22 protein-coding genes are annotated in these 23,349 nt (G+C 52.6%); 12 read left to right on the top strand and 10 right to left on the bottom strand.

Features of this window, described 5'->3' with window-relative positions:
- The first annotated feature begins 76 nt into the window (after positions 1 to 76).
- The 4 genes from EGM51_17500 to EGM51_17515 all read left to right on the top strand — a co-directional run bounded on the left by EGM51_17500 (position 77) and on the right by EGM51_17515 (position 5,109).
- Positions 77 to 1,075 (top strand): 2-hydroxyacid dehydrogenase, encoded by a 999-nt coding sequence (locus EGM51_17500; GenBank protein QBG49104.1) that lies wholly within the window; start codon positions 77 to 79, stop codon positions 1,073 to 1,075.
- Between the two features lie 251 nt (positions 1,076 to 1,326).
- The gene (gene rpsA, locus EGM51_17505; protein QBG49342.1) at positions 1,327 to 3,006 is read left to right on the top strand and encodes a 30S ribosomal protein S1; all 1,680 of its coding nucleotides are present in this window, start codon (positions 1,327 to 1,329) and stop codon (positions 3,004 to 3,006) included.
- 126 nt (positions 3,007 to 3,132) lie between these two features.
- Positions 3,133 to 4,338, top strand: a complete 1,206-nt coding sequence (locus EGM51_17510) for a tyrosine--tRNA ligase (GenBank protein QBG49105.1) — start codon at positions 3,133 to 3,135, stop codon at positions 4,336 to 4,338.
- A gap of 15 nt (positions 4,339 to 4,353) precedes the next feature.
- Positions 4,354 to 5,109: a YebC/PmpR family DNA-binding transcriptional regulator gene (locus EGM51_17515; GenBank protein QBG49106.1), complete on the top strand. Its 756-nt coding sequence runs from the start codon at positions 4,354 to 4,356 to the stop codon at positions 5,107 to 5,109.
- Positions 5,110 to 5,178: 69 nt separating this feature from the next.
- Here EGM51_17515 and EGM51_17520 read toward each other — a convergent pair whose 3' ends face one another.
- Positions 5,179 to 5,613, bottom strand: coding sequence for a hypothetical protein (locus EGM51_17520; GenBank protein ID QBG49107.1), 435 nt, complete (start codon positions 5,611 to 5,613; stop codon positions 5,179 to 5,181).
- Between the two features lie 113 nt (positions 5,614 to 5,726).
- Between EGM51_17520 and ruvC the strand changes: the two genes are divergently transcribed.
- The 3 genes from ruvC to EGM51_17535 all read left to right on the top strand — a co-directional run bounded on the left by ruvC (position 5,727) and on the right by EGM51_17535 (position 7,978).
- Positions 5,727 to 6,233: a crossover junction endodeoxyribonuclease RuvC gene (gene ruvC, locus EGM51_17525; protein QBG49108.1), complete on the top strand. Its 507-nt coding sequence runs from the start codon at positions 5,727 to 5,729 to the stop codon at positions 6,231 to 6,233.
- A 90-nt stretch (positions 6,234 to 6,323) separates the two neighbouring features.
- Positions 6,324 to 7,055: a hypothetical protein gene (locus EGM51_17530; GenBank protein QBG49109.1), complete on the top strand. Its 732-nt coding sequence runs from the start codon at positions 6,324 to 6,326 to the stop codon at positions 7,053 to 7,055.
- 14 nt (positions 7,056 to 7,069) lie between these two features.
- A complete protein-coding gene (locus EGM51_17535) occupies positions 7,070 to 7,978 on the top strand; it encodes a sugar phosphate isomerase/epimerase (GenBank protein ID QBG49110.1) in 909 nt (302 codons plus the stop codon).
- A 106-nt stretch (positions 7,979 to 8,084) separates the two neighbouring features.
- Here EGM51_17535 and EGM51_17540 read toward each other — a convergent pair whose 3' ends face one another.
- The 4 genes from EGM51_17540 to EGM51_17555 all read right to left on the bottom strand — a co-directional run bounded on the left by EGM51_17540 (position 8,085) and on the right by EGM51_17555 (position 12,497).
- Positions 8,085 to 8,660, bottom strand: a complete 576-nt coding sequence (locus EGM51_17540) for a rubrerythrin family protein (GenBank protein QBG49111.1) — start codon at positions 8,658 to 8,660, stop codon at positions 8,085 to 8,087.
- Between the two features lie 22 nt (positions 8,661 to 8,682).
- Entirely contained in the window at positions 8,683 to 9,126 is a 444-nt protein-coding gene (locus EGM51_17545) for a transcriptional repressor (protein ID QBG49112.1), read from the bottom strand.
- Positions 9,119 to 10,519: an FMN-binding glutamate synthase family protein gene (locus EGM51_17550; protein QBG49113.1), complete on the bottom strand. Its 1,401-nt coding sequence runs from the start codon at positions 10,517 to 10,519 to the stop codon at positions 9,119 to 9,121. The genes EGM51_17545 and EGM51_17550 overlap by 8 nt, the downstream gene beginning before the upstream one ends.
- A gap of 103 nt (positions 10,520 to 10,622) precedes the next feature.
- Positions 10,623 to 12,497: a thiamine pyrophosphate-binding protein gene (locus tag EGM51_17555; protein ID QBG49114.1), complete on the bottom strand. Its 1,875-nt coding sequence runs from the start codon at positions 12,495 to 12,497 to the stop codon at positions 10,623 to 10,625.
- A 201-nt stretch (positions 12,498 to 12,698) separates the two neighbouring features.
- On the opposite strand from EGM51_17555, the gene EGM51_17560 reads away from it, so the two are divergent.
- Together EGM51_17560 and EGM51_17565 are read left to right on the top strand one after the other, a co-directional pair.
- Positions 12,699 to 12,983, top strand: coding sequence for a hypothetical protein (locus tag EGM51_17560; GenBank protein ID QBG49115.1), 285 nt, complete (start codon positions 12,699 to 12,701; stop codon positions 12,981 to 12,983).
- A 555-nt stretch (positions 12,984 to 13,538) separates the two neighbouring features.
- Positions 13,539 to 14,933 (top strand): cytochrome B6, encoded by a 1,395-nt coding sequence (locus EGM51_17565; protein ID QBG49116.1) that lies wholly within the window; start codon positions 13,539 to 13,541, stop codon positions 14,931 to 14,933.
- Positions 14,934 to 15,052: 119 nt separating this feature from the next.
- Here the strand turns inward: EGM51_17565 and EGM51_17570 are convergent, their stop codons facing one another.
- The 4 genes from EGM51_17570 to EGM51_17585 form a co-directional block, all read right to left on the bottom strand.
- Positions 15,053 to 15,643 carry a methyltransferase domain-containing protein gene (locus tag EGM51_17570; protein ID QBG49117.1) on the bottom strand — a complete coding sequence of 197 codons (591 nt, stop codon included), beginning with the start codon at positions 15,641 to 15,643 and terminating at the stop codon, positions 15,053 to 15,055.
- Between the two features lie 87 nt (positions 15,644 to 15,730).
- Positions 15,731 to 17,281 (bottom strand): alkyl hydroperoxide reductase subunit F, encoded by a 1,551-nt coding sequence (ahpF, locus tag EGM51_17575; GenBank protein QBG49118.1) that lies wholly within the window; start codon positions 17,279 to 17,281, stop codon positions 15,731 to 15,733.
- Between the two features lie 232 nt (positions 17,282 to 17,513).
- On the bottom strand, positions 17,514 to 18,077 hold the full coding sequence (locus tag EGM51_17580) for a redoxin domain-containing protein (GenBank protein QBG49119.1): 564 nt from the start codon (positions 18,075 to 18,077) through the stop codon (positions 17,514 to 17,516).
- Positions 18,078 to 18,143: 66 nt separating this feature from the next.
- Complete coding sequence (locus tag EGM51_17585) at positions 18,144 to 18,584, bottom strand: DNA starvation/stationary phase protection protein (protein ID QBG49120.1); 441 nt, start codon at positions 18,582 to 18,584, stop codon at positions 18,144 to 18,146.
- Positions 18,585 to 18,801: 217 nt separating this feature from the next.
- On the opposite strand from EGM51_17585, the gene EGM51_17590 reads away from it, so the two are divergent.
- Positions 18,802 to 19,677, top strand: a complete 876-nt coding sequence (locus tag EGM51_17590; GenBank protein ID QBG49121.1) for a LysR family transcriptional regulator — start codon at positions 18,802 to 18,804, stop codon at positions 19,675 to 19,677.
- 66 nt (positions 19,678 to 19,743) lie between these two features.
- Here EGM51_17590 and EGM51_17595 read toward each other — a convergent pair whose 3' ends face one another.
- The gene (locus tag EGM51_17595; GenBank protein ID QBG49122.1) at positions 19,744 to 20,469 is read right to left on the bottom strand and encodes a hypothetical protein; all 726 of its coding nucleotides are present in this window, start codon (positions 20,467 to 20,469) and stop codon (positions 19,744 to 19,746) included.
- Between the two features lie 587 nt (positions 20,470 to 21,056).
- Between EGM51_17595 and EGM51_17600 the strand changes: the two genes are divergently transcribed.
- Positions 21,057 to 22,142 (top strand): 3-dehydroquinate synthase, encoded by a 1,086-nt coding sequence (locus tag EGM51_17600; GenBank protein ID QBG49123.1) that lies wholly within the window; start codon positions 21,057 to 21,059, stop codon positions 22,140 to 22,142.
- A gap of 67 nt (positions 22,143 to 22,209) precedes the next feature.
- Positions 22,210 to 23,337 carry a DNA-protecting protein DprA gene (gene dprA, locus EGM51_17605; protein ID QBG49124.1) on the top strand — a complete coding sequence of 376 codons (1,128 nt, stop codon included), beginning with the start codon at positions 22,210 to 22,212 and terminating at the stop codon, positions 23,335 to 23,337.
- Positions 23,338 to 23,349 lie beyond the last annotated feature (12 nt).

Consider the following 23,349-nt stretch of genomic DNA (forward strand, 5'->3'; position numbering starts at 1 on the left):
GGGAAGCCTCATTTTTGTTTTTTATCGTTAAAAGGGTTCGAAGCGGTGCATCTGATCCGGTAGATGAAGCATCATTATGAAGATCGCATTTTTCAGTACAAAATCCTACGACAGGAAATTTTTTGATCTATGTAACGCGGATTACGGCCATGAGATCGTCTATTTCGAAACCCGTCTCGTCCGGGAAACGGTCAGACTTGCTGAAGGTTTTGAATGTGTCTGCGTTTTTGTGAATGACCGTGTGGATGCCTCGGTGCTGATTGCGTTGGCGGCGCAGGGAACCCGTCTGGTGGCGCTGCGCTGTGCCGGGTTTAATAATGTCGACATCAACAGTGCGAAGGAGCTGGGTGTAACTGTTATGCGTGTTCCGGCCTATTCGCCGTATGCTGTGGCGGAGCACACCGTTGGGCTGATGCTGGCGCTGAACCGTAAAATCTACTGGGCTAATTCGCGGATCAAAGAAGGTAATTTTTCGTTGGACGGACTTTTGGGGTTTGATATGCGCCGTCGCACAGTGGGCCTGATCGGAACCGGAAAGATCGGGGAGCGCGTGGCGAGTGTGCTTTCGGGGTTCGGTTGTCGTATTATTGCTTACGACAAGGTCGAAAATCCGGTCTGCAGAGAACAGTTCGGGGTGGAATATGTCGGCCTTGATGAGCTTTTCCGCACCTCGGACATCATTTCGCTGCACTGCCCGCTCTTCAAAGAAACCATGCATCTGATCAACGGCGAGACCATCGCTATGATGAAAAAAGGGGTTATGATTATCAATACCAGCCGTGGCGCACTGATTGATGCCAAGGCGGCGATCGAGGGGTTGAAAAGTGAAAAAATCGGTTATCTGGGTATTGATGTTTATGAAGAGGAGGAGGATCTCTTTTTCGAGGATAAAACCTTTGAAATCCGCACTGATGATGTATTTGCGCGCCTTACAACTTTCCCGAATGTGGTGATTACCGGCCACCAGGCGTATTTTACGCAGGAAGCAGTTACCGCCATTTCGAAGACCACACTCGAAAATATCACGGCTTACGAAAACGGCGGCGAGCTGATCAATGTTGTAAATCCGGACTGATTCCCGCTTTCCGGGCTCTGGAAACGCGGTTTATCAACCCGTGGAAAAAAGGGAATTACCGCTTGCATGAGAGCAGGATACGTCTATTATGGCGCGCTCGTTCATGGGAGAGGTGTGTTTCGGCCGAAGGGTCGGCATTTCGACCATGGTTTATAAATTAAAAATCATAACAAAAAGGTCAGGGCGCGGGTGTGCCCGCTTTAAACATGGAATCAACAACTAACAAAGACCTGGGTGCGGATAACGCAGCCATGGAAGCAATGTACGACGAAACGCTGAAAAACTTCACAGAAGGTTCGATCGTACCCGGAAAAATCCTGAGCGTAATTGACGGCGATGTACTCATTGACATCGGATACAAATCCGAAGGTATCGTTCCGGTTCAGGAATTCAAGGATCTCGACGAAGATCCGGTTGGTCAGGAAACAGAAGTTTTCCTTGAGCAACTCGAAGACAAAGACGGCATGATCGTCATTTCCAAACGCCGTGCGGAACAGCAGCGTGCATGGGACTATGTCGTTAACGAATGCGAAGAAGGCAGCATCGTTGAAGGTACCATTAAAAACATCGTTAAAGGCGGCTTCATTGTTGATGTCGGTGTGGATGCGTTCCTTCCGGGCTCCCAGCTCGATGTCACCCCGGTTCGTAATCCCGACGAACACATGGGTAAAACCTACCAGTTCCGCATCCTCAAGATTAACCTTGAGCGTAAAAACATTGTTGTATCCCGTCGTGAACTCATCGAAGAGTCCCGTCGCGAGTCCCGCCGTAAGATTCTGGCCGAGATTCAGGTTGGTCAGGTGCGTCCGGGTGTGGTCAAAAATATCACCGACTTCGGGGCCTTTGTTGACCTCGACGGTATTGACGGTCTGCTCCACGTCACCGACATGACCTGGGGCCGTATCAACCATCCGTCCGAACTGCTGAAAGTCGGCGACGAGCTGAATGTGATGATTCTCGATATTGACCTCGAGAAAGAACGCATCAGCCTCGGCCTCAAGCAGACCATGGACAATCCGTGGGAAGAAATTGAAGCCCGCTACCCGATCGGCGGCCGTGTACACGGTAAAGTGGTCAACCTCGCTCCGTACGGTGCGTTCGTTGAACTTGAAGAGGGTGTTGAAGGTCTCGTTCACGTTTCTGAAATGTCCTGGACCAAACGCATCCAGCGTGCGGCGGATGTACTGAACGTCGGCGATGAAGTGGATGCGGTTGTTCTGGCGGTTTCTACGGAAGACAAGAAGATCTCTCTCGGCATGCGTCAGACCGAAGAAAACCCGTGGGAAGTGGTTGCCGGCAAATACCCGATCGGTTCGCTGGTTGAAGGTAAAGTCCGTAACTTTACCTCATACGGTGCATTTGTTGAGCTCGAAGAAGGTGTTGACGGCATGATCCATGTGTCCGACATGTCCTGGACACGCAAGGTCAACCATCCGTCTGAAGTCCTCAAGAAGGGCGAAGAAGTTCAGACCGTGGTTCTCGAAATCGATTCCACCAATCAGCGTATCAGCCTCGGCCTCAAACAGGCTCAGGACGATCCGTGGGCCGGTATTGTTGACCGCTACCCGATCGGTGCGAAAGTCAGCGGAATCGTTACAAAGATCTCGTCCTTCGGCGCCTTCGTTGAAATCGAAGAAGGTATCGACGGCCTGGTACATATCAGCCAGATCTCCGATGATCACGTGGAGAAGGTTAAAGATGTTCTGAATGTCGGCGACACCATTGAAGCCCGCGTGGTTAAAGTGGATCCGGTTGAACACCGCATCGGCCTGAGTGTTAAAGCCGCCAAGGTTAAAGATGACGAATTCGAAGTTCAGGAAGACATGCTCGAAGGACTGCAGTCCGGCGAAGAGCTGGTTGACCTCGGCTCCGCGTTTGATAACGCCTTCGGTGATGCCCTCGAAGAGTGGCACCCCGGTGACAAGAAATAATCCTCTTGCGCTGAATGTTGAAAACCTGCCCGGATTCGGGCGGGTTTTTTTGTGACTTTCGTGCGTGTTTGTGGCTAAATGCGCCCTCTATTTTTCTGAAACGAATAAACCGGTTTGAGCAAACACATGAATATTGAAGAGCAAGTTGATTTCCTGACGGCGCGGTCGGTGGACTTTGTCAGCCGCGATGAGTTGAAAAAGAAACTCGAAAAATGCGCCGCCGAAGGCCGAGGCCTGCGGGTGAAATACGGGGCCGATCCGTCCGCACCGGACATTCATCTCGGTCATGTGGTGGGGCTGAATAAACTGCGCGAATTCCAGGACGCCGGCCATACTGTTGTTTTTATCATAGGCGACTTTACCGGAATGATCGGTGATCCGTCCGGAAAATCGGCGACCCGCCCGGCTCTTTCCAGAGAGCAGGTGGCGAAAAATGCCGAGAGTTATAAGGAACAGGTCTTTAAAATCCTTGATCCGGAAAAAACCGAGGTCCGCTTTAATTCGGAATGGCTCGGCGAAATGAAATTTGAAGATGTAATCCGGCTGACCGCCCATGTGACGGTGGCCCAGATGCTGGCACGCGATGATTTTTCCAAGCGCTATGCGGAAAACCGTCCGATTTCGCTGGTGGAATTCCTTTATCCGCTGGTGCAGGCCTATGATTCTGTGATGATCGAAGCCGACATTGAACTCGGCGGAACCGATCAGCTCTTTAATCTGCTGCTCGGCCGGGAACTGCAGAAGGTGATGGGTCAGGAACCGCAGTGTGTGATGACGTTACCGCTGATCGAAGGGCTCGACGGTGTGCAGAAGATGTCGAAATCGCTCAATAATTATGTAGGTGTCGATGAAGAGCCGCGGGACATGTACGGTAAGCTGATGAGTGTACCGGACGATCTGATGTGGAAATATTTTGAATACATCCTGTGCTGGCCGGCTGAAAAAGTGGCGGCAACCAAAGCGGGGGTGGAAAGCGGAGAGCTGCATCCGCGTGCGGTGAAGGATATGCTCGGACAGAGTGTGGTGGCACGTTTTATCGGCGAAGCGGAAGGGAAAGCTGCCGCCGAGGAATTTACGCGTGTTTTTGCGCAGAAGGAACTGCCGGACGATATTCCGGAAGTCGTGGTTCCGGCGGAGGAAATCGGGCTGCTCAGTCTGATGGTGCAGGCCGGGCTCTGTAAAAGTAATGGCGAAGCGCGCCGTCTGGTTAAGCAGGGGGCGGTAAAAATTAACGACGAAAAAGTAACAGACGAACGCGCTCGGATTATCCCGGAAGACGGAATGATTATCCGTTCCGGCAAGCGCGGTTTTGCTCAGGTGAAAATTGGATAGTGGAGGTTAAAGACGATGGCGGGTCATAGTAAATGGGCGAACATTAAGCATAAAAAAGCGGCGGCGGATGCGGCGCGCGGAAAAATTTTCAGTAAAATCGCCAAAGAGATTATCGTGGCAGCGGCCGCGGGCGGCGGAAATGTGGACGACAATATTCAGTTGCGTGCTCTGGTGCAGAAAGCCAAAAGCGTTTCTATGCCGAAGGACAACATTGAACGTGCCATTAAAAAGGGTACCGGTGAGCTCGAAGGCGGTGCGCTGGAAGAGGGGTCCTACGAATGCTATGCGGCCGGCGGAATTGCTGTGGTGGTGAAAGTGCTGACCGATAATAAAAACCGGTCGGCATCTGAAGTGCGCCATGCTTTTACTAAAGCCGGAACGGAACTGGCTCCGCCGGGATCGGTCAGCCGTATGTTCCAGCGCAAGGGACAGATCTTTATTGATAAGGATAAAACGGACGAAGATACGCTGATGGATGTGGCGCTCGAAGCCGGAGCGGAAGATCTGAAAACCGATGGTGATCAGTTTGAAGTGATCACGGAGCCTAATGATTTTGATAATGTGTCCGATGCGATCACCAAAGCGGGCATCGAAATGGCGGAATCTGAAATCACAATGATTCCGGATCTTGTGACGGAAGTGACCGATGTGGAGCAGGCCAAGAAGATCATGAACTTTATTGAGGCGCTGGAAGCCCTTGATGATGTTCAGGATGTTTATTCCAACTTCGATATTTCCGACGAAATTGCGGCACAGCTCGAAGCGGAATAAATCCGTTCAGATAACCGTATTGAAGGCGCGAATTTTGTTTCGCGCCTTTTTTGTATCGGCATCCGGAGCTTAAATCAGGAGTCCGTAAAATGCGATAAGCACCGTAACTTTGATCAGCTCCAGCAGTATGAACAGCAGGTGAAGTTTTGACGGCGGGGGTGTGCTGCCCTGAATAATCTCTGTTGCACGCCGGGTAAGCCGCGGAGTCAGCCAGAAGGTTTCAAGGGTCATGATCATGGTGAGCGCCCAAAGAAGCAGGCCGGGCGTGGATGAGGGAAGCCGCGGTAATTCCGGTGTGGAAAATACGACGATCCAGACCAGCGCCAGAAAAACGATTTCCACTTTATTCAGGGACGTGAAAATGAGTTTTCCTATCCGCAGTCCGGTTTCGCGCGTAATGCCCTCTGCGCGGAATTTAAGCCAGGCCTCAAAAAAACTGATGGCACTGACGAAACCGGCCCAGAATAAAACAACCGGTATGAGCATATATTTTAAAACATTCATATTTGAAGACAGTTTAAAATGAATGTTTATAGAGGGTTTGTCTGCTCCGGACAACTCCAATGCGGCGGCTTCTTTTTGCTTTCCAATGATGGGGCGGGCGGTAGTCTGTACACATGGATAGCGTCAGAATACTGGGAATTGATACGTCGCTGCGATCGACGGGGGTAGGGATTATTGAAGTGCACGGCCAGAAGATGCGTGCGCTGGCTTACGGGAGAATTTATAATAAGCCCAAGTTGCCGCATTCGGAGTGTCTGGAAAATATCTATAAAACGATTTCCGATCTGATTGAGGATCACCGTCCGGACTGTGCGGCGATTGAAGGGGCTTTTTTTGCCAAGAATCCTAAAACCGCGATGGTGCTGGGGCAGGCGCGCGGAGCGGCTATTGCGGCCTGTGCCGTGCAGCAGCTTACGATTACAGAACATACGCCGCGAAAAGTTAAATCCTCGGTCGTCGGAACCGGAACGGCTGATAAATCGCAGGTGGCCCGGATGGTGATGAGGCTGCTGAATCTGAAAGAAGAGCCTCAGGAGGATGCGGCCGATGCGCTGGCCATTGCAATCTGTCATCACCATCAGCTGGCACTTCCCGAAGAGATGCAGGCAAAGACGATTTAAAATGATCATTTCAACCCCGCAGAGATCGACAGGAAATCAAGATAGTCACGTTCGGTGGATGCGGTGTGGTCCAGTGAAGCAGGTGGTAGAATGATGAAGGATATCTGGGAAACCGTATTTGAAATCCGTTCGTATGATGTGGATACAAACTGCACCGCGCGGGTGCCGGTTTTCTGCAGATTCATGCAGGAAGCGGCCTATTTGCACGCTGAACATTTCGGAGTGGGACACACGAATCTGTCATCTCAGAATATGGCCTGGGTGCTCAGTCGGATGCGGTTGGAAATCAAACGGCTGCCGAAATGGGGGGAACAGGTGACTCTCCGAACCTGGCCCTCCGGAAAAGACCGACTGTTCTATTACCGCGATTTCGAATTTAAAGATGAAGCCGGGAAGATTCTGCTGCAGGCAAGTACAGCCTGGTTTATCATTGATTATAAAAAGCGCGAACGTATTACGCCGGATTGGTGGACAACGCGTTCGCTTCCGATTGGACCGAAGGTTTTTGAAGAGAAGCTTGGGCGGCTGAAGCGTTCTGAATATGAAGAAAGGGTGGATATTACGGTGAATTATGGCGATCTCGACCAGAATGGCCATGTGAGCAATATCCGTTATGTGGAGTGGATTATGAATAATCTGCCGCTCGAATTTCACCGGAAACACCGGATTCAGTCTTTGGAGGTTAATTTTCTTTTCGAAGCTGTATATGGGCGGAAAGTGTCCATTGGTCAGGAACAGCGCGGTTTAATTATTAACCACGGAATCGAAGCGGACGGAGAAGATCTGCTCCGCGCACGCTCAGCGTGGAAACGAAAGGAATAACCAAGGAGAAGACTATGAACCGTAAACAGTTTATCACTTCCATGGCGGCCGTATCCGGCAGTATGGCTTTTGCCGGGGGGCGCCAGCCGAAACCGGCATTCAGTATTTCTCTCGCACAGTGGTCGGTTCGTAAATTGCACTGGGGAAAAGAGGACGGAGTGGAACCGCTGGATCCGCTCGATTTTGCGGATTATGCAAAAAACACCTGCGGTATCGGAGGACTGGAATATGTGAATTCCTTCTATTTCGGAAAAGAGGGTAATACCGCCTATTTTAACGAATTGAAAAAAAGGGCCGATGACCAGGGGGGTAAGAATCTGCTGATTATGTGCGACCGCTGCGGGCGCGTGGGTGATCCGAAAGAAGCCGGCCGCATTGAAACGGTGGAAAAACATAAACCCTGGATGGAGGCGGCTGCACAGCTGGGCTGTCATTCTATCCGGGTGAATGCCGGAAGTGCCGGCACGTTTGAAGAACAGCAGAAGCTGGCGGCCGATGGCTTGACCCGGCTGGCGGAAGCGGCCAAACCTTACGGCCTGAATGTTCTCGTTGAAAATCATGGCGGACTTTCCAGCAACGGGGCCTGGCTGGCCGGTGTGATGAAAATGGTTGATCTTCCAACGGTTGGAACGCTTCCCGATTTCGGAAATTTTATGATCAACCGGAAAACCGGTGAGGAATACGATCGCTATAAAGGGATGAAGGAACTGATGCCCTTTGCTAAAAGCGTCAGCGCAAAAAGTCATGCGTTCGATGCGGAGGGGAATGAGCAAAACAAAGATTATTACCGCATCATGAAAATCGTGGCCGACTCCGGCTACCGCGGCTATATCGGTGTTGAGTGGGAAGGAGGATATCCGGGAACGACTGAGGGTATTCTGCTCACCAAAGCACTGATTGAGCGGGCGATTGCTGCCCTGTAAAGCTGTAGGGACAGCATCTTCACTGAATACGGACGGTGGGTTTTTGCCCCGCAAAAAAGGCCGAGGTCAACAACCCCGGCCTTTCTGCGTTCAATGAGAAACTGAATTACCAGTTTTCGCCCAGCACTTCGAAGTATGCCTGCGGATGTGCACAGGCCGGGCACATTTTCGGTGCTTCTGCCGCTTCGTGAATGTAGCCGCAGTTCCGGCACTGCCAGATGATTACGCCATCTTTCTTAAAGACCTTTCCGGCTTCCAGATTGGCCAGCAGATCGCGGTATTGTTTTTCGTGCTGTTTTTCGGCGATGGAAATTTTCTCCCAGATTACAGCGGCGGCTTCAAAGCCTTCTTCGCGGGCTTTGGCTGCGAAGGCCGGATAGAGTTCGGACCACTCTTCATTTTCCCCCTCTGCAGCCGCTTTCAGGTTTTCAGCTGTTGTGCCGATAACGCCGGCCGGGAACGTGGCGGTAATTTCAACGCCGCCGCCTTCAAGCTGTTTGAAGAAGCGCTTGGCATGTTCTTTTTCCTGGTCAGCGGTTTTGGCGAACATGGCTGAGATCTGTTCCAGACCTTCCTTTTTCGCAGCAGATGCAAAGTAGGTATAGCGCATGCGTGCCTGGGATTCCCCTGCGAACGATTTGAGCAGGTTTTTTTCTGTTTCTGTACCTTTCAGGCTTTTCATGATGTGTACTCCTTGTTGTTAGTTAACTTGATTTACAGTTTCGGCAGATGCCGTGAACCTGCAGATGCAGGGAAACGACCTCGCCCAGATTTTCAATGCCCTCCGGAAGTGCGGGAAAGGCATCCAGATAGATGTCGGTAATCTTTCCGCACCGGGTGCAGATATAATGGTGATGCTCGTCGGTATTGGCATCAAACCGCGCACGGCCGCAGGTGGGATCCACCCGGCTGATCAGTCCGGTGTCTTCCAGCGAGGCGAGCGTGCGGTAGACGGTATCGTGCGAAATGGTCGGCAGGCGTTTGCGCACCCGTTTGAAAATGCTGTCGGCATCGGGGTGCTCGCCAGTGCAGGCGACCTCGCGGAAAACTTCCATCCGCTGATGCGTCATCCGCAGGCCGTTGGCGCGGCATACTTCGGTCAGCCGCTCAAGGCGCTGTTTAACTTCCGCTGGATCAATTTTATGCATGTTCAATATCGGTGTGTGCCGAAATCTCCGAGTTGGTGGTGATCAGTGTCCTGGGACTCAGCCCGTGCACATCGGCATTTCCTGTGATGCGTGCAAAGGTTTTCAGTTCTTCGGTACAGACGTTCAGGTAATTGGCCAGGCGCTGCGCGGATACATCGATGTCGAAGTGCCGGCGCAGTTCCGGATTCTGTGTGGCAATACCGACCGGGCATCTTCCGCTGTTACACATGCGATACTGCTGGCAGCCGATCGCCATCATCGCCGCACTGGCTACCGCAACAGCATCAGCCCCCATGGCCAGTGCCTTGGCCATATCAGAGGAAACACGAAAGCCGCCGGTGATGATCAGCGCCACGTCTGCATTTACTGAATCGAGATATTTCCGTGCGCGGTAAAGCGCATAAACGGTCGGGATAGAGGTGGCATTTTTAATGAATTTCGGAGCGGAACCCGTTGCTCCGGCCCGTCCATCGATGGTGATAAAATCGGGCTGTGCTGTCAGGGCGAAAGCCAGATCGTCCTCAATATTGCCGGCCGCCATTTTAACGCCGATCGGACGTCCGCCGGAGATTTCGCGCAGCTCGTCCACTTTAGCCTTTAAATCTTCAGCGGTTTTAATGTCATCGAACGTGGAGGGGCTGATGATGTCCTCGCCTTTGGTCCGCCCGCGGACGTTTGCAATTTCATCGGTCACTTTGTCGCCCGGAAGGTGTCCGCCCATGCCGGGTTTGGCCGACTGGCCGATTTTTATTTCAATGGCATCCGCCCGCTGCAGGTTTTCCGGGGTTGCGCTGTAACGGTTCGGGACATATTCAAAAATATATTTGCGGGCAGCTCCGATGCTCTCCTCCAGAATGCCGCCCTCGCCGGAGCACATGCCGGCACCGGCCATAGCACTGCCTTTCGCCAGCGCCGTTTTGGCCTCTTTTGAAAGGGCGCCGTACGACATATGGGAAACCAGCAGCGGGGTTTCCAGCGTCATTGGTTTTGCGGCATTTTTCCCGATGACCGTCCGGGTGAAAATATCGGCATCGTGCGCCAGCGGCATCGGATTCAGCTGGGCCCCTTTGATCAGAATATCATTCCAGGAAACCACCGGAAGCTTTGTGCGCATGGGCTCGTGGATCGGGCGACCGGTTTTTGCCATGGTATGGATGTCTTTCATCCAGTCTTCGGTATCATCGGAAGCGCGCTCCCACTCTTTCAGATAGGATTCTGCATCCGACGCCGTTTCATTTTCAGAGGAGGGCGTCTTAGGACTGTGCCCGGCGGATTCTCCTTCTTCCGGTTTTTTATTAAAGAGCCCCGCATCTGCACCGCAGACCGGGCAGGTATCAGGCGGTTCGGGGCCTTCATGTTCATAACCGCAAACGGTGCAAATATAAGTCGTCATATTCTCTCTTCCCTGGGTATCGATTAAAGTTCTATCGACTCTGCCAGTAAGTCCCTGTTCATTTATCCGCCTATTTAGGATTTAATCCTGTTAGAGTTGTTTCTTAAATCAGTTCCGGGTCACACATGATCTCGACCAGAGCCGGGCCGTCATGATCCAGCGCGGCCTGCACGGCCTCGGTGATGGCGTCGACCTTTTCTACGCGGAATCCTTTTGCGCCGCAGATTTCGGCGTAGGCTGAAAAATCCGGGTTGTGCAGGCCGGTTTCCCAGACATTCATTTCAGCCATGCGCTGTTCACTTGAAATTTTTCCGAGTTCATTGTTGTTGATCAGGATATGAGTGATGTTCATGCCGTATTTTACAGCGGTGCAGAGTTCCCCCATATACTGTCCGAACCCGCCGTCGCCCGTCAGGGCAATAATCGGCCGTTCCGGTTCCGCAGTCCAGGCGCCCATGGCGGCGGGATAGCCGAATCCGATTGAGCCGAGATAGCCCGACATCAGAACCGGCTGCCCCTTACTCTCAAAATAACGTCCGAAGGAGTAGGTGTTGTTACCCACGTCAACGGCAATCACGGCCTCTTCCGGAATCAGTCCGCTCAGTGCGGCAAAAACCGTAGCTGCATTCAGGCCGTTGCCCTGGTCTTTGGCCGCGCGGATTTCCTTTTCCTTTTTCCATTCGGCTTTCTTTCCGGCGATTTCGCTCCGCCGGTCCTGCGCCGCCGGATGGTCCAGTCCCTGTAAAAGAAGGCCGGCCGTGATGCCGATTTCTCCAACCACCGGAACTTTAACGGAATGAAATTTTCCCAGAGTGAGCGGATCTCGGTCCACCTGAATGGTCGGAATGTCGGGCGTGATTCCGGTATGAGCGGCAAACGAGGCTCCGAAGACCAGCAGCAGATCTGCGCTGTTCATAAAGTGGGCTGAAACCGGTGTGCCGCTGCGGCCGAGTACGCCGCAGCCCAGTTCATCGTCATCGCGGATCAGCCCTTTGCCTTTAAAGGTAGTGATGACCGGACAGTTGAGTTTTTCCGCCAGTTTTTTGACGGCAGGCATTTCAAAGCGTGCGCCGTGGCCGACGATGATGACCGGGTGTCTGGCCTGATTCAAATGTTCCAGGGCCAGAGAAAGGGCGGATGCAGGCGGGGAGATTTCAAGATCCGGAAGCCGGCCCTCCGGTGTTCCGGCCCGTTGTTCCGGAGCGGAACGGGTTTGGACTTCGTTCGGGAAAATCAGATGGCCGACATTGCGTTGAAGCTGAGCATTTTTCAGTGCCAGATTCATCAGCTCCGCATGGTGACTGTTTTTCAGTACGGTCTGGCTCCAGCACGCTACGCTGGAAAAAGCTTCCGCGAGATCAACTTCCTGGAAGGCTCCGGGGCCGAGGACCTGGGTATCGATCTGGCCGGTCAGGGCGAGGATGGGGACCCGGTCCATACGGGCATCCCAGAGTCCGGTCAGCAGATTGGTGGCACCGGGGCCGGCAATCGACAGACAGGCGGCCGGTTTACCGGTGAGTTTCCCATAGGCGGAGGCGGCAAATGCGGCGGCTCCCTCGTGCCGGATACCGATATAGGTCAGTCTGCCTGCTTCGCATTGTTTACGGATGGCATCGGCAAGCCCGAGATTGGAGTGGCCCACCATGCCGAACACGGTTGTCACGCCCCAGTTGATCATCGTTTCAACCATCACGTCGGAAACGGTCGAATCTTCAGCCGGCATTTTTTCTGTTTTCGGTGTGTCTGCAGAGACTTCAGAAAATTCAGAGGCCGGCACGCCGCAGACCGGACAGGTTTCCGGCGGTTCCGGGCCTTCGTGTTCGTAGCCGCAGACCGTGCATTTCCAGATTTTTACCGTCGAAGTGCCGGTTGGTGCTTCCTGTTCAAACGCCGATGCTGCCGCATTGCATACCGGGCAGGTGTCCGGGGCTTCATCGCCTTCGTGGATGTATCCGCAAACCGTGCATTTCCATGTCATGTACCCAATCTCCGCAAATAAGAATGATTCCTATATCGGAGATGCATGCAGACAGCTAGGATAAAAATACGGGCTAATTAATAGGTATTTTGTCTAAATAGATCTAAGCCTTCCGGGCTGCCGGCATACCGGGCTCTTCAGCATAGATCTTCTGCTTTTTCTGTTGAGGACTTTCGACCGTGCAGTCCCAATGCACGCGGTTTGCTGAATGATATGGGAGAGGAGCTTGACGTATACCGGGAAATCTTTGAGTTGAAATCCGGGGAGGATCTGCGCGCGTGGGTCAGTCTGATTCTGCTTTGTCATACCCTGGATGGTGTTGAATCGGATCAGGTGGAAGCGAAGTCGGGATCCCTGCTGGATATCGGTGGGGCGCTTCGTTTTCTCGCGCTGGAAAATGTGCTGGTGAACAACGACGGTTATTGGGCCCGGGCGCTCTATCTGATCCCGGCGGGGAGAAAGGGGGGGCAACATTGGATCCATTAGCGGCCGCCGATCGGGACGACCGCCCCTTTGCATCCCGCCTGTTGGCGGTTCCGGAGATTCGGGAACGATATCTGCAGTATGTACACGAGATGGCTGAGCTGTGGCTCGATTCCGAGGTGCTTGGGTCCCATGATCAGTCGCTACGATAAACTTATTGATGCCGATGTCCGGGAGGATACCTGCAAGCTTGACAGCTACGAGGCCTATGTTGAGCAGGTGGACCTGGACCCCGAAGGTGATGGAATTCTTGCTTTTGCCGCTGAACGCTGCGCCTTTCTGCTGGATCTGTCGGAGGAGGCGGAGTGAGTGGATGTGTGGTGTCCATCTGTGCGGGCTGTCCGGAATCCGCAGGATATTCAGTCCGGCGACTGAAATCAATATGGGTTAAAATACGTATAATATTATACGTGTATTTAATTGACGATCTGTTGATCCCTTGTTAAAAGTACTCAGGCCTTTAGGGGCGGCAGTACTTCATGGAGTTCATGAATGAGATGTGGCCGTTCCCGGGTATCTGCGAATATCCGCAGGTTATCACAGACAAGGAGGAGGATAATGAGGGAACAATCAAAAGGGTTCACCGGTTTCAGGTGGGCGTTGGTTCTGTCTATCGGGATTGCAGGTGAAGTTGCTGCGGAACAGGCAACAAGTTATGCTCCGGTTGCGTTGACCGAAGACTTTGATTCGGTCATGAAACGTATGGCGCAGGAGAAGCCCCAGGTTATGGAGCGGCAGATGAAATTGCTGGAGGAACGCTACGACCTGAGTGACAAACCGATTCCCGGTGTGGTCAGTTCCGGCCGCGGAAAGCCGGTTCAGGGCGGTGTGCGCGTAAAGCTTCCCGAAAATATTACGTGGGAGGCCCTGGCCGATATGACGCCGGAGCAGATCAGGGAAAAGGGGGTATGGCCCAAAGGATTTCTTCCTTTGCCGCATCCGAATCATGCAGAAGGTGGCATGGTGTTTCCTCAATTCCATATCGATGAGATCAACAGGCAGGAAGGGCGCGATCTGACCCGATTTGACCTCGATCTGGATTTGCCGGATCATTTTCTGCCGGAATACCCTCCGGCCATCTATCTGACGACCCGTTCGGATCTGGGGGATGTTTCGCAGGGTCAGGTGGTTACGATCATGAATTACTACGAACTGTTTAACGGCATTCTCAATCCGAAGCAGATTGAGGGACTCCGCCTGCTGGTAACTCCGTTTCCGCAACAGCAGTTCAACCAGACCGAGGACCGCCGGTCCGCCGAGCCCAGTCGAGGGGTGACCTGTTTCGACTGTCATGTCAACGGTCACGGGAATGCAGCGACTCATTTGGTGGGTGATATCCGTCCCCAGGAGCTTCGCCACCGTCTGGATATACCGACATTGCGTGGTGTGAACATTCAGCGGCTCTTCGGATCGCAACGGGCGCTCAATTCGATAGAGGATTTTTCCGAGTTTGAACAGCGGGCGGCCTATTTCGACGGCGATCATGTTATCGCCGCCAAAAAGGGCGTGAATGTGATTGATCGAGGCAGTCAGGCACATTTCATGGCTGAGTTTCAATCCATCCTTGATTTTCCTCCGGCACCCAGTCTGAATCTTTACGGCAAGCTTGATCCTGCCAAAGCCACAGAGCAGGAATTGCGTGGACAGGATCTTTTTTTCGGGAAGGCGCAATGTTCTGTATGCCATCCCGCGCCATACTACACGGATAATCTCATGCACAACCTGAAGGCTGAACGCTTCTTCAGGGAGCAGATGGTCAACGGACGGCTGGCCAGCGCTGACGGGCCGATCAAAACCTTTCCGTTACGCGGCATCAAGGACTCACCGCCCTACATGCATGATGGCCGACTGCTCACCCTTGCCGATACAGTTGAATTTTTCAATCTTATCCAGGGGCTGAAACTATCCGAGCAGGAAAAACAGGATCTGGTGGCATTCATGCTTTGTCTTTAGAGTTCGGTTCTGTATTCAGGGCAGGCCTACGGCCTGTCCTTTTGTTGTTTTTGACCATATTATTTTCCGTGTATGCATTTCCATACGGTGCTGACAAAATGCACGCAGCTCCGGACGGATTAAATCCGTCGGGCGATAAACTGAACCACGGCGGCCTGGCCGTAATGTTTTGAGCCTTCATTGACTTCGCGTTCAGTTTGCCGGACATGGAAAATGTCGAGCGATTCGAAATCCTGTTTGAGCATTTTGGCGGAATACATCATTTCCGGAACCGGAGGACCGCCGGTGCCGGGCATTTCAAGATGCTCGGGGGCGTAGGCTTCGAGGAGGAAAATTCCGTTTCCGGTCAGGGCTTTCGCAGAAGCTGCATGCACTTTTTTACGCAGAGGCGGCTGCAGATGACAGAAGATGGAGACAATGTTGTCCCAGCAGTTCGGCTCTTCCGCAAAATCATTCAGATCCGCGCAGATGGTTTTAATTTCCACGTTATTTGCTTCGGCCAGCTTCCGGGCTTTCCGAAGCCCGACTTCGGATTGATCCACAGAGGTGACATCAAATCCCCGTTTAGCCAGATAAACCCCGTTCCGCCCTTCGCCGTCCGCCAGACAGAGAACACTGCCGGGTTTCAGTAGATCGGCATTTTTCTTTAGAAAGTCATTCGGCTCGGTGCCGTAAACAAATTCATTGGTTGAGTACGTTTTATTCCACATGAAAAGCTCCCGTTAACGCAAAGAATACTATGACCGCAATGTTATGCGGAGCGTTGAGTTTCTTTGCGTTCCGGTTCTTTAACGGCGTCAGTCCAGCTGTTGGATATTTCCGCGGGCGAAATCTTCAAATGCACTGAGTCCGGCTTTGGCGCCTTCACCCATGGCGATGATGATCTGTTTGTAGGGGACGGTGGTTAAATCGCCGGCGGCATAAATGCCTGCTTTATTGGTGCGGCAATGGCCGTCCACGACGATTTCGCCCATTTGGTTCATTTCAACCAGCTCTTTGAATGGCGCGGTATTCGGGCTCAGTCCGATCTGGACGAAAATACCGTCGGCCTGCACGGTCCGGATCTCGTTCGATACACGGTCGGTGAATTCAATGCCGGAAACTTTGTCGCCGTTATCGAGTATGCGGGAGGCGGCGGCATTGGTGTGAATGGTTACATTATCGAGGGATTGGGCTTTGTCTACAAGCACGCCGTCGGCTTTCAGCTGCTCGGAAAATTCAAGCAGGGTGACGTGTGAGCAGATGCCGGCAAGATCAATCGCCGCTTCAACGCCGGAGTTTCCGCCGCCGACCACGACGACCGGTTTGTCTTTATAGAAGGGGCCGTCGCAGTGCGGGCAGAAGGCTACGCCGCGGCCGATATTTTCTTTTTCGCCCGGGATGCCGAGCTGTCGCCATTTTGCTCCGGTGGCCAGCACCAGTGCGCCGGTCGTTACAGTTTCGCCACCTTTCATATGCAGCGTTTTGCGATCGCCATCGTCAATGTGTTCTACGCGGCGGTGTTCCAGGATATCGATCGGATATTCGCTGATATGTTCAAAGAGACTTTGTGCGAGGTGCGGGCCTTCGGTGTAGGGGATGGAAATCAGATTTTCGATGCCTTTGGTTTCATTGACCTGTCCGCCGATCTTTTCTGCGATAATGGCGGTTTTCAATCCTTTTCGTGCCGTATAGATCGCGGCCGAGGCACCGGCGGGGCCGCCGCCGATGATGGCCACATCGTATGCCTTGATTTCGCCGGTTTCAACGAGGTTGGCTCCGTAGTGTTCTTCCAGTTTTTCAAGCAGTTCGGAGAGTTCCGCTTTGCCGGCATGAATTAAGGTGTCATCGGCAAAAACAGCGGGAACCCCCTGGATTTTACGGCTGGCGATTTCATCCTGGAAATGAGTGCCTTCAACCATCTCATGTTGGAAGTCATCGTGAATCAGAGCCATCTGGTTGAGTGCCTGGACCACATCCGGGCAGTTGACACACGAGGTGGAAACATAACTGACGAGTTTAATGGGGCCCTTCAGCGCTTTGATGCGTTTTCGGATACCGTCGTCGGGCTGTTTCCCTTTGCCGTCGGCGTTGAGGATGGCAAGAATGAGGGTGGTGAATTCGTGGCCGCCGGGAATGCCGCGAATAATGATCGGCAGGATGTCGCCGTCTCGTTCGATCTGAAACTGCAGGCCTTCGGAATCCTGCTCGACGACGGAAATGCGGTCGGAAGTGGAGGCGACGTCATGGAGCATTTCGAGCAGCTCTTTTTCCGCCGGGTGTCCTTTGGCGGAAACCCGCAGCCGATAGGTGGATTTGAGGTCGGCGTAAACGGTTTTGAGTTGGTCTTTAACAGCTTGTTCTAACATGGGTTCTCTCCTGATCGTTCTGAAAATTGCAGGAGAGCTGCCCGCTCTCCATTCCTGAAGGATGCCCCCCGCTCCGGGGGCGGAGCGGGAGGACTTTGGGGGATGGTGTGTTTTGGGGAATGAAGAATTAAGAAGTCAGAATGAAGAATGCCGTGCTGTTTTTCGTGAAGCTTTCGCAGACCATTCATTCTTCATTCATAAATCTACTTTCTTAATTCAGCAGCTGTGCTGCTTAAATTTTGCCTACGAGATCCAGACCCGGAGTCAGGGTGTCGGAACCCGGCTGCCAGTTGGCCGGGCAGACCTGATCACCATGTTCGTGAACGAACTTGGCTGCTTCAAGCTTGCGCAGCGCTTCAGCCGCAGAGCGGCCGATACCGAGGTCATGGATTTCAGCGGTTTTCAGAACGCCGTCGGGATCAATGATGAAGGTGCCGCGAAGGGCCAGTCCTTCTTCTTCGATGTAAACGCCGAACTGTTTGGAAACCGCACCGGTCGGATCGGCACCCATCGGGTATTTTACTTTGCCGATGGCTTTGGATTCATCGTGCCAGGCCTTGTGTACGAAAGCCGTATCGGTGGAAACGGAGATCACTTCCGCACCGGCTTCCTGGAACTTCGGATAGAGGTCCGCCAGTTCTTCGAGTTCGGTCGGGCAGACGAACGTGAAGTCGGCCGGGTAGAAGGCCAGTACGACCCACTTACCTTTGTAATCCGACAGCGCAATGTCCTTGATCTCGTCGTTCTGGAAGGCTGCCATTTTGAATTCTTCTACGGGTTGTCCGATTTTAACCATTTTATTTCTCCTGTTCGTTGGTTTTCAGTGATTTTAATTAAATTTTAAATCTGCGGTTTTCGGGATTTACTGCTCGAGAAAACTCTTCAGCATCCATACGGTTTTTTCATGAACCTGTATCCGTGCGATCATCAGATCTTCGGATTCAGAATCGTTTTCTTCTCCTGCACAGTCCCGTGCGTTCTTCAGGTCGCTAAGCAGTTTTTCATGGCATGCAACCAGGTGAAGGACCATTTCCTGTGCGGAAGCGTTTTCTTTAATTTCCTTCATGCCGGCCATATCGGCCAGGTTGGAAAGACCGCCCGGAGCAAGAGCCCCTTTGGCCCGCACCCGTTCCGCAATTTCATCCACCGCAGTGAAGAGTTCAGTGTACTGTTCTTCAAAAGCGGTATGCAGCGAGAAAAAGGAAGGGCCGCGAACATTCCAGTGGCACAGATGGGTCTGGCCGATCAGGGCATAGGTATCTGCAACAACCAGCCTTAATGCGTCTATTAATTGTTGATTCATTTTCAGCTCCTTTCGTCAGTTAACTGATATCCCGTTCGATGCGCAATAACCTGATACAGAATTCATATTTTGTAAAATATATAGAATTTACTATAGCGATAACTTTTGTTTATTAAGTTGAATAACGGATAAACGTACCGTAAATAAACTGCTTTATGGAGATTTCGGTTTCCTTGGATTTCTGTGAGTTTCGTGTATTTCGGAGCAGGAGGATGGAATGAATTTACAGGCTTTTAAATATCTGCTCGCGCTGGATGAGCATGGCGGATTTCATAAGGCAGCGGAAGCGTGCCACGTCAGCCAGCCGGCACTGAGCATCCAGATTAAAAAGTTTGAAGAGGAACTGGGTATTTCGCTGCTGGAACGCGGGCATAAGGAATTTATCTTTACGCCGGCCGGCCGGGAAGTGCTGGAGCGAGCACGCGATATTATGCGGCAGGTGCGGGAGATCGAAGAGTTGTCCAGACTCTGGAACGATCCCTATGCCGGGGAGCTCTCGATCGGTGCATTTCCGACATTGGCGCCTTATTATTTTCCACAGATTCTCGATCATTTTATCGACAGCTATCCGGAACTTCACATCAACCTGATCGAAGAAAAAACCCATGTGTTGATTGAGCGGTTAAAGGCGGGAACGCTGGATGCGGCCTTTCTGGCGGAGCCGGTCGAGGAACCAGCGCTGGAACATGGAACCATTTTTTCAGAAGAATTTTACGTGGGCATTCCGCCGAATCATGCGCTGTCGAAGCGCAAGACCGTTGATCCGGCCAAACTCTCTTCCGAAAAGCTGCTGTTGCTTGAAGAGGGGCACTGTCTGCGCGGACAGGCGCTGGAATACTGTTCCTCCGCCGGTATGGGCGAGGTATTGAATTTCCGGGCTTCTTCCATGGAGACGCTGCTGCAGATGGTGGCGATGGGGCGCGCTATTTCACTGATTCCCGACTGTGTGGCCAAACGAAATCCGCAGATTCATTATGTGAAACTCAAAGGCGGTGGTGCCACGCGGACGATCGGCCTTTTCTGGCGTAAATCCAGTGTCCGGAAAGATCTTATGCTCGAACTGGTGGATGATCTCAGTCGGGACTACACATAAAACACGTTTTACATTTTCCGCTTTAATCGGAAGTGTTTCACCCGTATGCGCTGGATTTGGCGGTGTTCAGTTCAGAAAAAAGCGGCGACATACCAGGATTCCGCAGCCGAAAAATGATATCAGGACCAGGGTCACCGGTTCCGGAACCTGGCTGATATCCATATTGTTGAACTGCACGGTTTCGCCAAGCATGCTGGCCAGCGTTTCGGTCTGAAGTTCAACGTATAGATCCCCTCCGGAGGTGTCCAATCCGTCGAAGTTAAACGTTGCTGTTTTTGAGCTTCCGAACAGGGTCAGAAAATCAATGATACCTAACAGTCCTGTTCCTGTGGCCGTCGAGGCCAAAACGGTGTCCGTTATTCCATCGGTAACCCCAATCTCCACCTGAATGGAGCCGAGCAGGCCGACGAGTGCTTCGTTTTCGGTGCTCAGACTGAAGCTATAGGTTTCTCCGGCCAGAAGAGTTGGTCCGGAGAATACGCGTCGGGCAGTCACTTCTCCGGCGAGGCCGGCTGCGCCGGTTCCGGAAATTGTAAAGTTGCCGTCACCGGGCATCGCGGCACTCAACGTGTATATCGCTCCAAGAGGAAGTTCTACTGTGGTATTCCACCCTTCTCCGAGTGTTCCGGTTGCCAGATCTCCGGCTAGGACTTCTGCCGTAGCCGAAACCGGACCGGGAGGAGCACCTGCTCCTGAATAATCAAACACATCGGTTACCAGAGCGGCAGAACAGGGCTCAGCTATGGTAATTAGAGAAATCGCCGTAATTAAAATCCCGTATTTTAGACTCATATCCTAGGCCTCATTGGTTTTCCGGACTTAAAAATAATCAGGGATTTGGAAGATGTCAATATTTATATATAAGTTTGTTGATTTGTTTTGTTTGATGTTGTTTTTTGTTGTTTATAAAATTGTGATCAGTAGGGCATATCTAAAAAACTGCCGTTGCAGATCTGGTACAAAGATGAGCTTATGTTTATGAAATACAGAAAGCACAACAGCGACAGCGGATTCTTCGATTATCAGGAACGGGTGGAGAAACTCAAACAGCGCACAACTGCGCTCGATAGGTTGAACGAAACGGTGGACTGGGAGCGGTTTCGCCCGGTGCCTGAAAAGCGGATGAACTATTCGGATCAGAGCGCCCTCCCTATGATCCGCTGTTTATGTTCAGGGGGATTATGCTTCATAAATACTGCCGCCGGACCGGCGGATCAGCGAAAGACACTGCAATTCAGCCGTCTAGGGCCGGTAATCAGAAGCCTTTCGGGTAGAAAAAAACGGAATTCCATGAGGAGTCAGAGGGAAGCAGGGTTAATGGACGTGCCCTACGTTTTAGTTTGACTTGCCCCCGTTTCAACCCCTACACACTCCGAGCTATGTTATACGACGTTCCAGTACATCTTGGCGATCGCTCCTATATTATTCATATCGGGGCGGGAATTTTGGATTCGGTCGGCGCGCGCTGCGCCGATGCAGGGCTCAAAGGTAAATGTTTAATCATAACCGACGAAAATGTCGGCGGACATTATGGCGATGCCGTTTTTCAATCGTTGGAAAACGCCGGTTTTTCCCCGTCGATGGTCACGCTTCCTCCCGGAGAGCAGACAAAATGCGGCGATCAGGTATTTGCTTTGTACAGTGAATGCATCAGAGCCGGTCTCGACCGCAAATCGTTCATTGTTGCGCTCGGCGGCGGGGTGATGGGCGATCTCGCAGGTTTTGTGGCGGCCTCGTTCCTGCGCGGCATTCCGTTTGTGCAGGTGCCGACGTCGCTGCTGGCGATGGTCGACAGTTCGGTCGGCGGAAAAACCGGGATCAATATTCCGGAGGGCAAAAACCTTGTCGGGGCGTTTTATCAGCCTGAGCTGGTTATGGCTGATCTTGATACTCTCAAAACACTGCCGCCGCGTGAATATGCCGCCGGTCTGGCTGAAATTGTGAAATACGGGATCATTTACGATGCGCCGTTTTTCCGGACGCTGGAAGAACAGGTTGAAAATCTGCCCGACGTTGGAAATGCGGAGCTGCTGGCGAAAATGGTCGGTCGCTCGTGCGAGGTGAAGGCAGAGGTGGTTGCGCAGGATGAACGGGAAGGCGGGCTCCGGGCCATTCTGAATTTCGGCCATACGGTGGGTCATGCAATTGAGAAAGTGGCGGGCTACGGCGAATATGTGCATGGCGAAGCGGTGGCGATCGGGTCGGTTTATGCGGCACGGGTGTCGGTGGAACTGACCGGGCTTTCGCCGGCGGATGCCGACCGTATTGAAAGGATTTTTGCGGATTTGAACCTTCCTGTGCGTGCGCCGGGGCTGGAATGGGGCAAATTGCGGGAGGCGCTTTCGGTCGATAAAAAAACCATCGGCGGTATGCCCAAATTTGTATTGGCTTCTGAGATCGGAAAGGTTTCGTTCGGCAATGAGGTGCCGGAAGAGCTCATGGAAAAAATCTGGACCAGTTTATAACCACGGAAAACGCGGGATACACAGAAACTGAAATATTTGTGTTTTCAGTGTATTCCGCGGATCACTCATGCAGGAACGGTTGGCATATATTGTTTTGAATATGATCGAGGGGCTGGGGCCGGTAAGTGTCCGGCGGCTCATCGATTGCCTGGGATCGCCGCGGGCGATTCTGGAAGCCGGTTGCGAAGAGCTGATGAAGGCGCGTGGTGTGGGTGAGAAGCTGGCGTTTAAAATTATCACTCAGCGTGATTCGCTCGATGCCGAGGCTGAAATTGATAAAGCGGCGGAGTTGGGGGTACGGCTGATTACCCCGATGGATACGGAATATCCGGAAGCCCTGAAGGCTATTCATGATCCGCCGCTGGCGCTGTATGTCAGAGGGCGTCTGATTCCGGAGGATGCAAAGGCACTGGCGATTGTCGGTTCGCGTTCGACCTCGCAGTATGGGCTGAAAGCGGCGGATCGTTTTGCTTTTCAGCTGGGGCAGACCGGGTTTACCGTGGTCAGCGGGCTGGCGCGGGGAACGGATACCGCCGCGCATCGGGGAGCACTGAAAGGCAACGGGCGGACCGTTGCGGTGCTGGGCGGTGCGATAGACCGGCTTTATCCGCCGGAAAATGCGGAGCTTGCTGAAAAGATAGCAGCACAGGGGGCGGTGATTTCGGAATATCCGCTGGGGCGTCAGGCCGATCGCATGACGTTTCCGTACCGGAACCGGATTATCAGCGGGTTGAGTATGGGGGTGCTGCTGATTGAGTCGGATCTCAAGGGCGGTTCGATGCATACGGCCGATGCGGCGATGGAGCAGGGTCGTACTGTTTTTGCGCTACCGGGACGGATTGATACGCCGGGGGCAAAAGGTCCGCATTTTTTAATTAAGAACGGAGCCAGGCTGGTTCAGTCGCTGGACGATATTTTAGAAGAGTATGAACTGCTGATTCCGCCGGAAGAGCTGGAGATGCCGGAGGCTGCAACTGCGGCACGCCCGGATGTTCCGCTGTCGGAGCAGGAACGTAACGTGGTGGAAGCTCTGTGGCAGGAGCCGCTGGATGTCGATACGCTGGCACGGGCCGTTGGAATTGCAAGTCATGAATTGAGCGGTCTGCTGCTCGGTCTCGAAATGAAGCGGGTCGTCCGAACACTGCCTGGTAAGGTGGTTGAATTGGCTGATGATTTAAGAACAGGAAAATTTTAATAGCAGGGAAGA

It is taken from the genome of Verrucomicrobia bacterium S94 (assembly GCA_004299845.1).
In the GTDB taxonomy this organism is placed as follows: Bacteria; Verrucomicrobiota; Kiritimatiellia; order Kiritimatiellales; family Pontiellaceae; genus Pontiella.

Bases quoted from the DNA above. Each gene is read 5' to 3' on its own strand.
- EGM51_17500 (QBG49104.1), top strand. From the start codon at position 77: ATGAAGATCGCATTTTTCAGTACAAAATCCTACGACAGGAAATTTTTT.
- rpsA (QBG49342.1), top strand. From the start codon at position 1,327: ATGGAAGCAATGTACGACGAAACGCTGAAAAACTTCACAGAAGGTTCG.
- EGM51_17510 (QBG49105.1), top strand. From the start codon at position 3,133: ATGAATATTGAAGAGCAAGTTGATTTCCTGACGGCGCGGTCGGTGGAC.
- EGM51_17515 (QBG49106.1), top strand. From the start codon at position 4,354: ATGGCGGGTCATAGTAAATGGGCGAACATTAAGCATAAAAAAGCGGCG.
- EGM51_17520 (QBG49107.1), bottom strand. From the start codon at position 5,613: ATGAATGTTTTAAAATATATGCTCATACCGGTTGTTTTATTCTGGGCC.
- ruvC (QBG49108.1), top strand. From the start codon at position 5,727: ATGGATAGCGTCAGAATACTGGGAATTGATACGTCGCTGCGATCGACG.
- EGM51_17530 (QBG49109.1), top strand. From the start codon at position 6,324: ATGATGAAGGATATCTGGGAAACCGTATTTGAAATCCGTTCGTATGAT.
- EGM51_17535 (QBG49110.1), top strand. From the start codon at position 7,070: ATGAACCGTAAACAGTTTATCACTTCCATGGCGGCCGTATCCGGCAGT.
- EGM51_17540 (QBG49111.1), bottom strand. From the start codon at position 8,660: ATGAAAAGCCTGAAAGGTACAGAAACAGAAAAAAACCTGCTCAAATCG.
- EGM51_17545 (QBG49112.1), bottom strand. From the start codon at position 9,126: ATGCATAAAATTGATCCAGCGGAAGTTAAACAGCGCCTTGAGCGGCTG.
- EGM51_17550 (QBG49113.1), bottom strand. From the start codon at position 10,519: ATGACGACTTATATTTGCACCGTTTGCGGTTATGAACATGAAGGCCCC.
- EGM51_17555 (QBG49114.1), bottom strand. From the start codon at position 12,497: ATGACATGGAAATGCACGGTTTGCGGATACATCCACGAAGGCGATGAA.
- EGM51_17565 (QBG49116.1), top strand. From the start codon at position 13,539: ATGAGGGAACAATCAAAAGGGTTCACCGGTTTCAGGTGGGCGTTGGTT.
- EGM51_17570 (QBG49117.1), bottom strand. From the start codon at position 15,643: ATGTGGAATAAAACGTACTCAACCAATGAATTTGTTTACGGCACCGAG.
- ahpF (QBG49118.1), bottom strand. From the start codon at position 17,281: ATGTTAGAACAAGCTGTTAAAGACCAACTCAAAACCGTTTACGCCGAC.
- EGM51_17580 (QBG49119.1), bottom strand. From the start codon at position 18,077: ATGGTTAAAATCGGACAACCCGTAGAAGAATTCAAAATGGCAGCCTTC.
- EGM51_17585 (QBG49120.1), bottom strand. From the start codon at position 18,584: ATGAATCAACAATTAATAGACGCATTAAGGCTGGTTGTTGCAGATACC.
- EGM51_17590 (QBG49121.1), top strand. From the start codon at position 18,802: ATGAATTTACAGGCTTTTAAATATCTGCTCGCGCTGGATGAGCATGGC.
- EGM51_17595 (QBG49122.1), bottom strand. From the start codon at position 20,469: ATGAGTCTAAAATACGGGATTTTAATTACGGCGATTTCTCTAATTACC.
- EGM51_17600 (QBG49123.1), top strand. From the start codon at position 21,057: ATGTTATACGACGTTCCAGTACATCTTGGCGATCGCTCCTATATTATT.
- dprA (QBG49124.1), top strand. From the start codon at position 22,210: ATGCAGGAACGGTTGGCATATATTGTTTTGAATATGATCGAGGGGCTG.